The sequence below is a fragment of the Myxococcus sp. MISCRS1 genome, from assembly GCF_026626605.1.
GTDB classification, from domain to species: domain Bacteria; phylum Myxococcota; class Myxococcia; order Myxococcales; family Myxococcaceae; genus Myxococcus; species Myxococcus fulvus.
Genome location: NZ_JAPNKB010000001.1, coordinates 5,971,549 through 5,985,531, shown reverse-complemented (window position 1 = coordinate 5,985,531; position 13,983 = coordinate 5,971,549). Strand labels below are relative to the sequence as shown.

16 protein-coding genes are annotated in these 13,983 nt (G+C 66.9%); 9 read left to right on the top strand and 7 right to left on the bottom strand.

All coding sequences use genetic code 11. The annotated features are described in order from the left end of the window. Positions 1-179 precede the first annotated feature (179 nt). The 3 genes from OWM54_RS23760 (at position 180) to OWM54_RS23750 (ending at position 3,300) form a co-directional block, all read left to right on the top strand. Positions 180-2,153 carry a helix-turn-helix domain-containing protein gene (locus OWM54_RS23760; protein WP_267698959.1) on the top strand — a complete coding sequence of 658 codons (1,974 nt, stop codon included), beginning with the start codon at positions 180-182 and terminating at the stop codon, positions 2,151-2,153. Positions 2,154-2,286: 133 nt separating this feature from the next. Continuing rightward, a complete protein-coding gene (locus OWM54_RS23755) occupies positions 2,287-2,604 on the top strand; it encodes a helix-turn-helix transcriptional regulator (protein ID WP_267698958.1) in 318 nt (105 codons plus the stop codon). Positions 2,605-2,628: 24 nt separating this feature from the next. Then, positions 2,629-3,300, top strand: coding sequence for a hypothetical protein (locus OWM54_RS23750; RefSeq protein WP_267698957.1), 672 nt, complete (start codon positions 2,629-2,631; stop codon positions 3,298-3,300). A gap of 2 nt (positions 3,301-3,302) precedes the next feature. On the opposite strand, the gene OWM54_RS23745 is transcribed toward OWM54_RS23750, so the two are convergent. Further along, positions 3,303-4,739, bottom strand: a complete 1,437-nt coding sequence (locus OWM54_RS23745) for a PLP-dependent aminotransferase family protein (RefSeq protein WP_223751209.1) — start codon at positions 4,737-4,739, stop codon at positions 3,303-3,305. 200 nt (positions 4,740-4,939) lie between these two features. Between OWM54_RS23745 and OWM54_RS23740 the strand changes: the two genes are divergently transcribed. Continuing rightward, entirely contained in the window at positions 4,940-5,266 is a 327-nt protein-coding gene (locus OWM54_RS23740) for a DUF2917 domain-containing protein (RefSeq protein WP_267698956.1), read from the top strand. A 7-nt stretch (positions 5,267-5,273) separates the two neighbouring features. Here the strand turns inward: OWM54_RS23740 and OWM54_RS23735 are convergent, their stop codons facing one another. From OWM54_RS23735 to OWM54_RS23720, 4 genes are all read right to left on the bottom strand, one after another. Continuing rightward, the gene (locus tag OWM54_RS23735; RefSeq protein WP_267698955.1) at positions 5,274-5,684 is read right to left on the bottom strand and encodes a hypothetical protein; all 411 of its coding nucleotides are present in this window, start codon (positions 5,682-5,684) and stop codon (positions 5,274-5,276) included. Positions 5,685-5,850: 166 nt separating this feature from the next. Next, a complete protein-coding gene (gene map / locus OWM54_RS23730) occupies positions 5,851-6,846 on the bottom strand; it encodes a type I methionyl aminopeptidase (protein ID WP_267698954.1) in 996 nt (331 codons plus the stop codon). Beyond that, positions 6,843-7,064, bottom strand: a complete 222-nt coding sequence (locus OWM54_RS23725) for a hypothetical protein (protein WP_223751213.1) — start codon at positions 7,062-7,064, stop codon at positions 6,843-6,845. The genes map and OWM54_RS23725 overlap by 4 nt, the downstream gene beginning before the upstream one ends. A 152-nt stretch (positions 7,065-7,216) precedes the next feature. Beyond that, positions 7,217-7,666 (bottom strand): pentapeptide repeat-containing protein, encoded by a 450-nt coding sequence (locus OWM54_RS23720; protein WP_267698953.1) that lies wholly within the window; start codon positions 7,664-7,666, stop codon positions 7,217-7,219. Positions 7,667-7,895: 229 nt separating this feature from the next. Between OWM54_RS23720 and OWM54_RS23715 the strand changes: the two genes are divergently transcribed. From OWM54_RS23715 to OWM54_RS23695, 5 genes are all read left to right on the top strand, one after another. After that, positions 7,896-8,231, top strand: coding sequence for a hypothetical protein (locus OWM54_RS23715; RefSeq protein WP_223783865.1), 336 nt, complete (start codon positions 7,896-7,898; stop codon positions 8,229-8,231). A 17-nt stretch (positions 8,232-8,248) separates the two neighbouring features. After that, the gene (locus OWM54_RS23710; protein ID WP_267698952.1) at positions 8,249-9,127 is read left to right on the top strand and encodes an AraC family transcriptional regulator; all 879 of its coding nucleotides are present in this window, start codon (positions 8,249-8,251) and stop codon (positions 9,125-9,127) included. A gap of 36 nt (positions 9,128-9,163) precedes the next feature. Further along, complete coding sequence (locus OWM54_RS23705) at positions 9,164-9,976, top strand: GNAT family N-acetyltransferase (protein WP_223751216.1); 813 nt, start codon at positions 9,164-9,166, stop codon at positions 9,974-9,976. A 127-nt stretch (positions 9,977-10,103) separates the two neighbouring features. Next, on the top strand, positions 10,104-11,879 hold the full coding sequence (locus tag OWM54_RS23700) for a serine/threonine protein kinase (RefSeq protein WP_267698951.1): 1,776 nt from the start codon (positions 10,104-10,106) through the stop codon (positions 11,877-11,879). Positions 11,880-12,189: 310 nt separating this feature from the next. After that, complete coding sequence (locus OWM54_RS23695) at positions 12,190-12,453, top strand: hypothetical protein (RefSeq protein ID WP_407940369.1); 264 nt, start codon at positions 12,190-12,192, stop codon at positions 12,451-12,453. 10 nt (positions 12,454-12,463) lie between these two features. On the opposite strand, the gene OWM54_RS23690 is transcribed toward OWM54_RS23695, so the two are convergent. Then, positions 12,464-12,661, bottom strand: coding sequence for a TraR/DksA family transcriptional regulator (locus OWM54_RS23690; protein ID WP_223751218.1), 198 nt, complete (start codon positions 12,659-12,661; stop codon positions 12,464-12,466). Between the two features lie 261 nt (positions 12,662-12,922). Continuing rightward, entirely contained in the window at positions 12,923-13,978 is a 1,056-nt protein-coding gene (locus OWM54_RS23685) for an HAD family hydrolase (RefSeq protein ID WP_223751219.1), read from the bottom strand. Positions 13,979-13,983: the final 5 nt, after the last annotated feature.

Genomic DNA, 13,983 nt, shown 5'->3' with positions numbered 1-13,983 from the left:
TTGCCGAGAATACAGGGTCCCACCAGACCCACATAGAACGACTAATCCGCAGCCTCCGTCAACTGCAGTACCTGGGAAGTAGCCTCTTGACAGGGCTTTGAGAACTGTCCGACATTCGGGAGAATTTACAGCACTAGGACTTACGCGACAGCGACAATGGTTCGACTGGGGGATTGACTGTGGCAATATCGCTTCGGGAGTTAGGAGAGCTAGCCAAGGCAGCGCGCGAAGAGAAGAAGCTCTCTCAGGAAGATCTTGCAAAATCCCTATCAACATCGACACCAACCAATCGAGCAACCATCGCTTATCTAGAGCTCGGGCAGCGACTACCTGCACCGGAGACGCTCCAGGCCATTTGCGAGTCGCTACAGTTACCCGCGAAGTACTGGAAGGGTTTTCTGCACGAAGACTACCAACTACTGCTCGGATTTGAAGAAGCTCTCGGCGAAATGGTAGGACGCCCAGTAACATTGCGCTTTCACGATGAGCACAGTGTCGCCGTTGCGCAAATGCAAATTCGCGAACTATTCGGGACAGACTTAACGCCCGAGCAGATTTTCGAGCGCTTCAATTCCACACTAGTCTTCTACGACATCCGTCAAGTTGTTAAAGAGTTTTTCCATGAGTATCTCGGCCCGGATGCCTTTCGTTCCACACAGGCACTTCTGTCTGGCGTTAGGAAGTACCAAAAAGACGCCATTCGCCTGTTTAGCACATTTACGGAGGCATATGCTCGACTCAATGCACCTGGCGCTCTTGAGCGCGAGTTGAAACAACTAGAGCCTCGTTCGGACGACGAATATCATCGACGCTCCTCTTGGAAAATCGAGACTATCTCAGACATTCGATTGCCGGATCTCGGTTACATATCTGCGAGCAGGGCAAAGCAACAGCGCGAAGACCGTCAAGAACTAGCCGATTTCTTGAGGGAACTTGCAGAAAAATTCGAGATCGAGAAAGCGACTGCTCTTCAACGATACCCAGAGAAAATGCTTCGACGAATGGACTCTCTTCTTCGTCAGTTTCAGTCAAAAATCCAACATGGCTTTTTGTCACCACTGTTTGCCCCAGATGCAGACGCACTACGTCGCGAGGCGGATGTACTGGCGCCGAAAGGCGCTACAGATATCGCCAGGATGGAAGAGACGCAAGCTTTAGCCCAACGGAATCTCGCGCGATATCTCTCCGCAGACCATCTCGACGTCTATGTAGCCACTTCGATGCGCTCCGAAGCAGACTACGTTTCCGTGAGTGCATTTGTGAGTTCACTCTTCGCACATGAAAGTGTGCGCCCCCTTAAGCTAAGGTTCTTCAACCCCACACAGTCCTGGATTGAAGACCGAGTCGCCAAGGGTCTAGTCGAAGCACTTATGCTCCGGCGCTCGTCACTGACGATTTACATGGCACAAAAGATCGATACTTTCGGAAAAGACTCCGAAGCATCGGTTGCACTCGGACAAGGCAAACCAGTAATCGTCTATGTCCCCCGACTACATGTGCAGTCTGCAGGCATCGACTCTGAGGAACTCGGTCGAAGATCTCGTGCGGATTTAAAGTTGCTGCTGTCTCGCGAACACTCTATCGACGCCGACGACGCATTGGATGACCAGTCTCTTTTTAGCCTCCTATTAACCGCACGACTCCAACAATTGCCTGCCGAATCACTTGCAAAAACAATCAAGACCCATTGGGCTGACTTCGACCTCTACGGTGAAGACGTCAGGATCAAAGACGAGAACGAACGCGCAGCGTTTCGCAGCTGGCTTGACGACCTCATCAAGCACAACAAAACAACGGAACCGAGCAAGACCCTACAGGGACACGTAATCGGGATTCTCGTGGCAACAGCCATTGGCTTTGAGCGACGAGCTAAGCTATTCCGTGAACAGCATCCTCTAGCTCTCCAAGTCATATTAAGCACAGGAGTACTCAATGGAATCCTTGTGGTCCGTTCAGTAGACTCCTGCGGCCATCTCTTGAGAATGCTCCTTGGCAACTCCTTGGAGTTCGACTTGGAGGTTGATGAGTTCAACTACAGGCTCATTGAAAAAACAACGCGTTCCACTATGCGCGTAATCTCGCGGAATGCATTGATCGGAAACGCATTTGAGGCATTCTATTCTAGGCACCCTCGATCCCCAGATACCGACTGAGTGTCTTGCTTGTCGAGTACACTATAACAGGCCCAGTTGCGCACCCAGCCCTGGGCGCCTGCAGACGTCATCTATGCCTCCGGGGCGAACTTAGCGACGCTACTGCGGGCCCGATTTCCCACCCCTTCCTGGAATGCGCAGCATCAGCGCGACGTGGAAGGCCCCCAGGGCCGCGGTGCTGCGTCCCCTCCAGGAAGCCTTCTTCGAGCAGCGCGCCCTGGAGCTGACCTACCGCGCGAGCGACACCAGCACGGTGCGCGTCGTGGAGCCCCACTACCTCCTGCTCAGCTGGCCCGAGTGGTACCTGCTCGTCTGGGACCACCTGCGCGGCGCGGTGCGCATGCTCCGCGTCGACCGAATCGAAGCCGCGAGCGTCCAGGCCGCGACGTTCCAGGTGCGCGACTCGGAGTCGATGATCGCCACCCTCGGCGACATCTTCTCGTCGCTCTGAGTCCAGGAGGTATAGACAAGGGCCATGAGCACCCCTGTCACCTTCTTCCTGATTCCCGCCGAGGGCCTCGCCGGGGTGTTGACGCCGTCCCGGCTCGCGTCCCTGCGCGCCGCGGTGGTGCGCGAGGACCCGGAGGCGATGGAGGACGAGGAGGTGCTGCTCGCGCTCATGGACCACCTCTCCCAACACGGCGGCGCCGCGCTGACGCGGCTGCCCGAGCCGCTCGGTGACGAGGTGCTGGAGCTGCTCGACGTGCTCGCCGAGGACCTGGTCCACACCGACAAGGAGCCCCGGAGCGAGCGCCTGGAGCAGGCCACCTCGCAGCGCCCCGACGCCGACGACCTCCAGGCCGCCGAGGCCGTCGTCCGCGCGGCCTGCCCGGACACGCTCCACCACCTCTGGCGCCACACCGTCTGGGGCCGGGTCCCCGAGCAGGAGGGCGCCACCGACGACCTGCGGCGCATCAACCCGAACCTCGGCTACTGGACGAACGCCGAGGTGCGCCAACTGCGCGACGGCCTGCGCGAGCACCTCGACGGCGCGCCCACCTATCAGCCCGTCCGAGGCTGGGCCCGCTTCACCTCCCGCCTGCGCCGCGTCACCCGGCGCGGAGACCCCGCGCGAGCGCTCGACGCCGTGACGCAGGCGCTGGACAAGGCCTCACGCCAGGGCGCGGGCCTGCTCTTCGCACGCTGACCTCACATCAGGGTACGCACCAGCCGGCCCACCGTGGCCATCGCGCCCTCGATGCGCGGCGTCCACGGCTGTCCACACGACATGCGGATGAAGTTCCGGTACGAGTCCGGCCGGGGCGAGAAGATGGGCCCCGGCGCGATGCTCACGCCCGCATCCAGCGCGCGTCCGTGCAGCACCAGCGAGTCCACCGTGGACGGCAGCTCCACCCACAACAGCGAGCCCCCCGCTGGCCGCGCCACGCGCGTGCCCTCCGGGAAGTGCTCAGCCACGCCCTCCGCCATGCGCGCCACCTGCTCCGACAGCCGGCGCCGCAGCGCGCGCAGGTGCCGGTCATACCCGCCCTCCTCCAGGAAGCGAGCAATCGCCAGCGGCAGCAGCGTGGGCGAGGCCACCGTGTGCGAGAACTTCAGCAGCTCCACCCGCTCCCGGAGCCGACCCGGCGCCACGTACCCCACGCGGAAGCCCGGCGCGAGCGTCTTCGAGAACGAGCCACACAGCATCACGTTGCCCGTCGTGTCGAACGACTTGCACGTGCGCGGCCTGCGCTCGTCGAAGTGCAGGTCACCGTACAGGTCATCCTCGATGAGCGGCACCCCGCGCTCCTCGAGCATGGCCACCAGTCGCTGGCGGTTCGCCGTCGGCATGCAGCTGCCCACCGGGTTGCTGTAGCTGGGCACCACCAGCACCGCCGCCACGCGCCGCCGCTCCAGCGCCGCCTGGAGCGCATCCAGCTCCATGCCGTGGCGCGGTGAGCACGGAATCTCCAGCGCGCGCAGCCCGAGCGACTCGATGGCCTGGAGCGTGCCGTAGTACGCCGGTGACTCAATCGCGATGGTGTCCCCCTGCCGGGCCACGGCGAGCAGGCACAGGTGGATGGCCTCCGCCGCGCCGACGGTGATGATGAAGTCCTCGGGCGACAGCGCCGCGCCCCAGTCCAACGAGCGCCGCGCAAGCTGCCGCCGCAGCTCCGGACACCCCGGAGGCACGTCGTACAGCATCCCCGCGTCACCCCTCTCGCGGGTGAGCGCGTTGAGCTCCCGGTACAGCCGGCGCGTGGGGAGCAGCTCCGTGGACGGCCACGCGCCGCCCATCTGCACCAGGTTCGGGTCGCGCATCGACTGGTACACGCGCGACACCAGCGCGCTCACCGTGACGGGCGTGGCGCTCGTCGCGGGACGGGACACCTGCGGCTCCGCGAGGCGGGGACGCTCGCGCCGGCGCACGTAGTGGCCCGACTGCGGCCGCGTCTCGATGAGCCCCACCGACTCCAGGTGCAGATACGCCTGGAGCACCGTGGAGATGCTCACCTGCTCACGCAGGCTGAGCTGACGCACGGAGGGCAGCCTGTCTCCCGCGCGCAGCGTGCCCGCGTTGATGGCGTCCTCCAGTCGCTCCGCCACCTGCTCGTACAACTTCGGTTTGTGTGCCAGCGCGCCCATGCCGTCCCCGATGCGAAGTCCGTCTCCCGCCAATCCGTATCGGTAACGGGCCCGGCCTCCGCTGCCCAGACACACCTGCCCACTGGACGGACCAGTACAGTTCCTTGGACTTCAACTGTACTGGTCACAATGCTGGATTGCTGCCTCTGTTCTGTTTCCCCGGCGGGGCGCATGGTGAGCCATGAGGAGGTCGTGGTGCCATGGAGTCCAAGCTCATGTCGGCGCGGCGAGGCTTCTGGAGCTCGCTGTGGAATCACCTGAAGCCCCAGGCTCGCCCCGGAGTGGAGACGGGCGGCCAGGGGCTGCGCGAGGGGACGCTCTGGAGTCGGCGCATCCAGGGGGACGAGGGCCTGCTGCTCACGTGTACCGAGGGCCGGCTCTGGCTCACCTTCGAGTCGGACCCTCGGGACTACGTGCTGGAGCGCGGGAGCAGCGTGCCCCTGGACCACGGCGGCCAGGTGGTGGTGCAAGCGCTGAGGTCGGCGCGCTTCTGCCTGGGGACGTCGCTTGCGCCCTGCGCCGGGTGAGCCGGGCTCACTCCGAGGGAGGTGTCGTGAGCGAGCCCCGGGCGGCGCGGCGCAGGTAGAGCGCGAACGGCACGTGGGTGATGGCGTCTTCGGCGAGGGGGACCTCCAGCGTGCCGTCGTAGCGGGCCGGGCGGCGGCCGCGCACGGCGACCTCGGACTGGATGGTGATGCACATGCCCACCTTGAGGAACGGTGAGCGGGCGCTCGCCTCGGGGCCCTTCAGCCCGAAGTAGACGTCCAGCTCGTAGCGCTGAGCGACTGTGTTCGTCCGGAACGCGGCGCGCTCGACGAGCAGCTTCTCGTCCAGCTTCTTGAAGATGCCTGGGATGAAGTCGACCTGGAAGGAGTCCTCCAACACTTGGAGGACGTCCTGGACGCTCTTGAGACGGTCGGCGTCGACGGCGATATCGAGGGACATGGTGTACCTCTCGGGACCTCGGGCCTGGAGCGCGTGGATAGCGCGGGCGCGCGCGGAGCGCCGAGAGGTTTCGAGGGGACGTCCGGCCGGTGACGGCCACCGTGGAGGACTGTCGCCCGTCACACGGTGGCTTCGCCCCACGGTCTACCGTGGGGCGCTCGGGACTTCAGGCCACGGTGAGGATCTCGGGGCCCTGCTCGGTGACGAGCAGCGTGTGCTCGAACTGGGCGCTGCGGCTGCCGTCGGCGGTGACGGCGGTCCACCCGTCGTCCCACGTGCGGTGGCCCCAGCCGCCGAGGTTGATCATCGGCTCGACGGTGAAGATCATCCCCGGCTGCATGATGGTGTCGGCCTCGGGCTCGTAGTAGTGCGGAATCTGGAGGGACGTGTGGAACGTCTCGCCGATGCCGTGGCCGCAGTAGGCGCGCACCACGCTCATGCCGTTCTTGGTGGCGTGGTCTTCAATCGCGCGGCCGATGTCGCTGATGGGCCGGCCGGGCTTCACCGCGGCGATGCCCAGCTCCATGCACTCGCGGGTGACGCGCACCAGCCGCTCGCTCTCCGGGTCCACCTTGCCCACGAAGTGGGTGGCCGAGCAGTCGCCGTGGACGCCATCCAGGTAGATGGTGATGTCCAGGTTGACGATGTCACCGTCCTCGAGCGCGCGGTTGTCGGGGATGCCGTGGCAGATGACCTCGTTGACCGAGGTGCACAGGGACTTGGGGAAGCCGTGGTAGTTGAGCGTGCTCGGGTAGCCGCCCCGGCGGATGTAGGCCTCGTGGGTGATGGCGTCCAGCTCGTCGGTGGTGATGCCCGGGCGCACGTGGGAGGCGACTTCCTGGAGCACCTCGGCGGCGGCCTTGCAGGCCTTGCGCATGCGGGCGATGACATCCGGCGAGCGGATCTCGGAGTCGCTCGGGCGGCGCTGGGGGCGGCCGGACACGGCGTAGTCGGGGCGGGGGATGTGCAGGGGCACGTCGCGGCGGGGGCTGATGAGGCCCGGGCGGATGCCCTTGCGCGCGACGTCGGGGCCCTTCTTGCGTGCCTCGACGGCGTCGGCGCCGCGGTGGCACTTCTTGTACTTGGTGCCGCTGCCGCACCAGCAGGTGTCATTGGGGCCGGGGAGGACGGCGGGAGGGGTACGGGGAATGGCGGTGGTCATCTCTCAACTCCGATGGAAGCCATGTCGGACCTGCGGGCGCGGAGCCAGCGCAGCACCTGGGGACGCAGCCACAAGCGTGGGCGTCCGGTGCCCAGGTCCAGGATGGGGCGGGGCATGTCCGGGTAGCGGCGCAGATAGGTGCTGACGCTGTTGGTGTGGCGCAGCTGCAGCAGGCCGGCCACGCCCTGGGCGTCGATGAGGTCTTCCGTCTTCACCATGGGACACATGAGGGGGTTGTCTATACCCGTAGACACGCCCGGGCGCACGGCTTCTTTCCGCCCCCTCGGAGGGTGGGCTGCCGGGCGACCTGTGGACGACAGGGTGCGGGGTGCCACGAGGGGGGCCCTCGCTCGCCTGGGCCACGGCCGCGTCAGCGGATGAGGACTCCGTGCGCGCTGGGGTCGAAACCCGAGGGCCACTTCGCCGTGGCATCGGACACGGAGCCGTCCAGCTTCGCGAGGTCGAGGCGATGAGTCCGCAGGTCCGCCCCCCGGAGGTCCGCGCCGGACAGGTTGGCGCCGCCGAGGTCCGCTTCACTCAGGTCCGCGTCCCGCAGGTCCGCACCTTGAAGGTCCGCGCCGTTGAGCCAGGCCCTGTGCAGGCGACTTCGCATCACCGTCGCGCGACGAAGCCCCGCGGCCATGAGCCGAGCACCTTCGAGGTTGGCCTCGGACAGGTCCGCTTCGTCCAGGGAAGCGGAGCGCAGGTCGACCTCTCGGAGGTTCGCGCGTGAGAGGTTCAGCTTGCCGAGCAGCGCCCGGTGGAGCGACAGCCCGCGCAGGTCCGCCCCGACCAGGTGCTCGAGATCCAACTCGAGCACCGCCCCAGTCTCGAACTCGATCCGAATCAATGAGTCCTCGCAGTCGACATTCTTCGCTGTCTCCCATCCATGGCCCGTTCGTCAAAGCTCGGGTATCCACGGAGTCGATGTAGGCTTGCCTCCAGGGCACGGAGTTCGCTGCCACTGAGAACAGCGGCTTGCCGAACGTGGCGTCAACTCGGGCTGCGTTCGCCAAGATTGGCATGACCTTTCCGCAGTGAGGTGCAGGATGGAATCGAAACAGGTCACGGTGCGACGCTGGTCCGAACTCTCCAACCAACCCCTCTCGGAAGAGAGTGTGCGTGCGCTGCACTTGCCCGCGAAGAAGTATCGGGTGAGCGTTGATCGGTATTCATCGGTAGAGGATTTTGGTGGCTCGATGCGGGCCGGTACGGTTTACGTGCTGGCTGGGCACTGCCAGATGGAATTCGGCACGCAGGCTGTCCAGTTCGCCGCAGGGGATGTCGCGGAGTTTCCTGAAGGCAGCTATCGCGTGGTCGTGAATCACGAAGCCGGGTGTGTCGTTGTTTTTGCCTGGGAGCTTCCAGCGGAGTTTGCTCGATAGGCGGAGTCGACCGACGCATGGAGCACAGAGCCGACAAGCCGCTCACCGTGGCGTGGCAGGGAATGGGCGTTGCCCTCTACCGCCACCAGCAGATAGACACGGGCGAGCATCAACACCGGTCGCTGCAACTGCTCATGCCCCTCGGCCGTCCTGCTGTCCGTGGGCGCTGGCGCTCCGTCGACCGCGCGGTGGACGTGCGACTCGTCCGCGAGGAAGTGGGCGTCGTCGGCTCCGACCTGCCGCATGCCTTCGCCTGGGACGCGGGCGCGCGGGTGGTGTCCTTCTTCCTCCCCCCCGAGCGACTGTCCTCGCTCGCCGGAGAACATGGCCTGGAGCACGCCCTGTGCTCCGTGGGCCCATCACGACTGACGGACCCGGTGCTCCGTGAGCTGCTGCGCGCCAGCGGCGAGGCACTGCACGAGGGACGTCCACCCTCGCGACTCGAAGTGGACGCGCTCGCCACCGTGCTGGGCCTGCGACTGCTACGTCTCGACGGCCAGCGCCCGAGGTCCGGAGTGAAGCCCGTGGGGCTCGCGCCCTGGCAGCTCCGGCGCGTGACGGACTTCGTCGAGGCGAACCTGGACACGGCCCTCGGCCTGGAGTCCCTCGCCGCCGTGGTCGACCTGAGCCCGTCCCACTTCTCGCGAGGCTTCAAACGAACCACCGGCAACACGCCACACCAGTTCGTCCTGACCCGGCGCCTGGAACGCGCACGCGAGCTGCTCGAAACCACCGCGCTCCCGTTGAGCGACATCGCGCAAGCCACGGGCTTCTCCAGCCAGAGCCACTTCACCGCCCTGTTCCGCGCGCGCCACGCGCTCACGCCCGCCCGCTTCCGCCGCGAAGTGACGGACTCAGCGAATGGCACGAACCCGATAGACGAAGCAGGAACCTGATAGACGCCCCGACGCGACGTGGACGAGGGTGGCCCCATGTCACTCCCCTCCTCTCGCCCCACCGTGGACGCCGCGCTGGTCCGCCGCGTGGAGCTGGCCCAGGCCGCGCAGAACCGCGCCGCCACACCGACACACGGCATCCTCGAGCTCGCAGGCGGCCTCGCCCTCTTCAATGGCGCCAACTCGCCCCTCACCCAGGCGCTCGCGCTCGGACTCGAAGGTCCCGTCAGCGCCGAGTCCCTCGACCGTGTGGAGGCCCACCTGGGACAACAGGGCGGTCTCCTCCAACTCGACCTGCTCCCCTTCGCCGACCCGTCGCTCGCGCAGGAGCTGGCCCGTCGTGGCTACCGCGTCGGTGAGTTCCAGCAGGTGTTCGTGCGCGCCCTGCCCGCGAGTCCGCCTCCTCCCACCGCACCCGGCATCGAGCTTCGTCCGCTCCGCCCCGGTGAGGCCCAGGTCTTCTCGCGCACCGTGGCCCAGGGCTTCATGGGACGTGACGAGGTCTCCGACGAGGAGGCCTCGCTCATGCTGGGCACCGCGACCATGCCCGGCACCACGTGCTTCCTCGCGCTCGTGGACGGAGAGCCCGCGGGAGGCGGCACCGTGGCCATACACGACGGCGTGGCCACCCTGTCCGGCACCGGCGTGCGCGAGCGCTTCCGCGGCCGAGGACTCCAGCAGGCCCTCATCTCCACCCGCCTCGACTGGGCCACCCGTCAGGGCTGCACCCTGGCGTCGAGCAGCACGCTGCCCGCCAGTCCCTCACAGCGGAACATGGAGCGCCTGGGGTTCTTCGTCGCCTACCCCAAGGTCGTGATGATGCGCGACCTCACCTCGAGCCCCCGCTGACACACGTCTCCCAGGAGCGCCCCGCGCCCTGACGTCAGGGTAACTCGTGGGATGGCCATGGCAGCGGGCCACCCCAGAGGTATTCAACCTGCTAGATTCGTCAGAGTCCAGGAGACCTCTGACGTCCATGAGTCCGCATCCATCGTCGATGCCCCCGGAAGCCCTGCCCCCGGGATTCGTCCTGACGGGAGGCTGGCGCATCCTCGAGAGACTGGGCGTGGGCGGCTACGGCGTCGTCTATCGCGTGGAGCCGGTGGACTCGCCGGGGCGCTACTTCGCGCTCAAGCTCACTCGCCACACCGCCGAGGGCCGCGCCCTGCGCGAGCTCACGCTCCTGTTGGACCGGGCCGTCCATCCCAACGTGGTCGCGGTCCACGCCTGCGGCCGCTGGCCGGACATCGTCACGGGCCACTTCTACTTCGTCATGGACTGGGTGCCCGGGCCACCGATCCACGTCTGGGCGGAGCGGCACAACCCCTCCTTCCGACAGTTGGCGGAGACCTTCCGCCGGGTCGCCCTGGCGCTGGACACCCTGCACGCCGGGGACGTGCTGCACCGGGACCTCAAGCCGGAGCACATCCTGCTGCGAGACACCGAAGGAGACCCCGTCCTCATCGACCTGGGCGCAAGCGCGTACATCGGCGCGCCCACGCTGACCACGGGTCCCCTACCTCCAGGCACGCGCCACCTGCGCAGCCCCGAGGCCATCCGCTTCCATCAGCGCCACTGGCGCCACCCGGACGCCCGCTACCTGTCCGTCGCCACCGATGACCTCTATGCCCTGGGCGTGTGCCTCTACCGCGCGGCCACGGGCCACTACCCCTTCCCTCCGGACTGGCCCGCGGACGTGCTGTGCGCCGCCATCACCTCGCAGCCACCCGCCGCCCCGTCGGAGCTGAACCCGCGCATCCCTCCCGAGCTCGACGCCATCATCCTGCGACTCCTCGAGAAGCTCCCGGAGCAACGCTTCCAGAGCGGCGCGGAGCTTGCCTCCGCCCTGGCGCCCAGCCGCTTCACCGCCGAGGCTTGGGACACGCCGCTCTTCGGCACGGACACACCCGCGCCCCCGCGCAAGCCCCCCTCCCCGGCGCGCGCACGTGTCCAGCGCCTGCGAACCCGTCTCCTACACCCCCGGGTTCTCGCCCTGCCCGCGGTGCTCCTGCTCCTGGCGGTGGGGTGGTTCCTCCACGGCTGGAGACAGACAACTCCAGGAGTCGCCCAACAAATCGACTCCCTGGGAGGTCAGAAAATAGCCAGACATGCGGAATCGCATCACAGTGAGTCAGTCACCGATTCGCCCCGGGCGAATCCCATCCCCGTGACCGTCGCCCCCGTGGCGCCGCCACTCCAGGACCCCACTCCCGTGATGAAGCCTCCCGCTCTCCCCGCGAAGCCTCGCGCGTTGTCACTCGCCCGTCTGTCCAAGGTGGCCCTGGCCTGCACCGGGCTCGCCTGCTCCAGCAGCACGCCCTACGTGCAGCATCGGCCCATCCCTCCCGTGGCCGAGTGCCCCGCGGGCGCGGATGAGACCATCGAGCGCTTCGGACTCGACCAGGGGGACCAGTTCGAGGGCTCCATCGGAGAGAACTTCGGCACGCCCTTCCGGAACATCACGGTGAAGGAGGGGTACCTGATGACGAACGTGCACCGCAAATTCAAGAAGCTCCCCGCGGGCGCACAACTCGTCACCGAAATCATCTTCACCAACGAGCGCGTCTATGGCCGCATCCGGGAGATGCGTGTCGGCGACGATGTGTATCCGGTCTGCATGGTGTTCTACGAGTTCAGCGACGTGGGGCGGCAGAGGCTCCCGGGGGGAGACGAGGAACACGCGGTCATCTTCAACCTCCTGCACGTCCGCGTCGTGGAGCGCTTCCGGGAGATTCGTGGGAAGGATTGGTGATGAAGCCAGGCGCTTGCGCCTCGTGACCTGGCTCGTCCTGCTCCACGCCTCCAACACCGGAGGCTCCCCTCTTCAGGAGCGTGCCATCGAGCCTGACGTCTCCGCTCCGCAGGCCCCGAGCGTTCAAGCCCCTTCCACGCGATCCTCCGACACACCCTCGCGAGGGCCATTCAGCGTGATGTACATCGCCGGAGCACTCGATGTTCGGGGCCTCGCCACACGTCCGCTCGGCCCCATCGTCGCACCCACCACGCCCATCCTGTCGACCTCGACGTCCGCATACGCACACCGGACGAGCTCACGGGTCGCAGTGGTGCTGCTGCTCGCCTCCGTTGGAGGGCATTCGCCGTGGACTCCGCGAGAAGCGGCGCTCATCACCGCGACGGGACGTCACGTCCGGAAGCTCCTCGTCTGGCAGTCACGTCCGCTCGGAGACCAGGACACCGATGTGCTGCTCGTCCTGGAGACCGAGGCCAAATCCATCGAGCTCCGAGGCCGCTACCTCCTCGAGCTGCGCGAGGACACCACTTCGCCCCCGTTGCACCTGGGCCCGGTGAGCTTCCCCGAACTTTGACGGGGCGGACTCACCGGCCCAGGGCCGAGCACGTCATGCAGAAGCGGGCCTCGGGGATGGCGCGCAGGCGGTGGCGTCCCATGGCGCCTCCGCACCGCTCGCAGCGGCCGAACTGTCCCACCGCGATGCGGGTGAGCGCCGCCTCGATGTCGAGCAGCTCCTGGCGCTCCGCCTCGGACAGGAGCTCGTCCGCTCCCCGGACGGCCACGAGACGCGTCCGTGACCGGAGCCGTTCGCCGCGCTGCACCAGGGCGTCACGCGCCTCACGAGCCAGACTGTCCATCTTCGCCTCCCGCGACCCTCGCCGGGCACCGCCGCCGCGCTCATCGCGACGCACTTCCCAGAAGAAGGCGTGTGGGGAGCAAGCAGTACAGAAACCATGCCACGTGGGGCCCTCATGCCTCCCCCCAGCCCCTCCGCAAGCCTTGCGCGCGCCCCGACGAGGCTCCGCAGCCCTTGCGGCCCGCCCTCACCGCGGCGTCGCGCGCTCGAACGGATGGATGACCTTCCAGTCACGCCGCATGTCCACGACGAGCCAGCCCCGTCCAGGCGCCTCGTCCAACCCCCGGGCGAGCTTCCCCACGCGGGCCTCCCGATCATAGGCCCACTCGCGCTCGGCATCGGTGTGGTGGACGAGCAGCCCCAGGCGCGGCCCCGGACCGGAGGTGGTCCACTCGAGCATCTCGAAGTCCCCATCGGAGTTCCCGAAGGCCGCCAGGGGCCTGCGTCCCACCCCCTGCTCGATGCCCACGGGCTTGCCTGCTCCGTCATCGAGCAGGTCCAGCTCCGCGAGTCGAAGGACCGAGGGCGCGCCTCCGGTGGCCTGGTAGCGCAGCTTCACCCGGCTGCCCACCACCTGCTCGCGCGGCACGCCGTACACCCGCTCCATCCAGGGGCGCATGAAGCCCACGTCCCCACCGGAGACGACGAAGGTCTTGAAGCCCCGCGCCCGCAGGAATGACAACAGCTCCAGCATCGGCTGGTAGACGAGGTCCGTGTACGGGCGATGCAGCGTGGGGTGGCGCGCGGTGACGAGCCAGTCCGAGACCGTCCGCTCGAACTGCTCCGTCGTCATGCCCGCATGCGTGGCCGCGAACAGCTCCATCAGCCCGCGCTTGCCGCTCGCCTTCACCGACTCCACATCACCCTCGAGCACGCCCTGGAAGGGCTGGCGCGTGCGCCACTCGGGGTGCTGGGGCGCGAGCGCCTTCACCCGGTCGATGACGAAGGCCAGCTCGGCCACGAGGGGCTGCTCGGACCACAGCGTGCCGTCGTTGTCGAACACGGCGATACGCTCGGAGGCGGGCACGAAGTCCGGTCCGCCCTCGCGAGTCACCCGCTCCACGAAGTCCAGGAGCGCCGCCTTCGTGGGGCCCTCCGTCCAGGAGGGGAGCGGGTCCTTCGAGGACGCCGCGACGTCCGCGTGCCCCCGCGCCGTGTCGTCCGTGGACGCGCGCTGCGAGGACGCACACCCGCTCGCGAGGACGAGCGAAAACCCCATCAACATCCAGGCGACCCCGCGCATCCGTC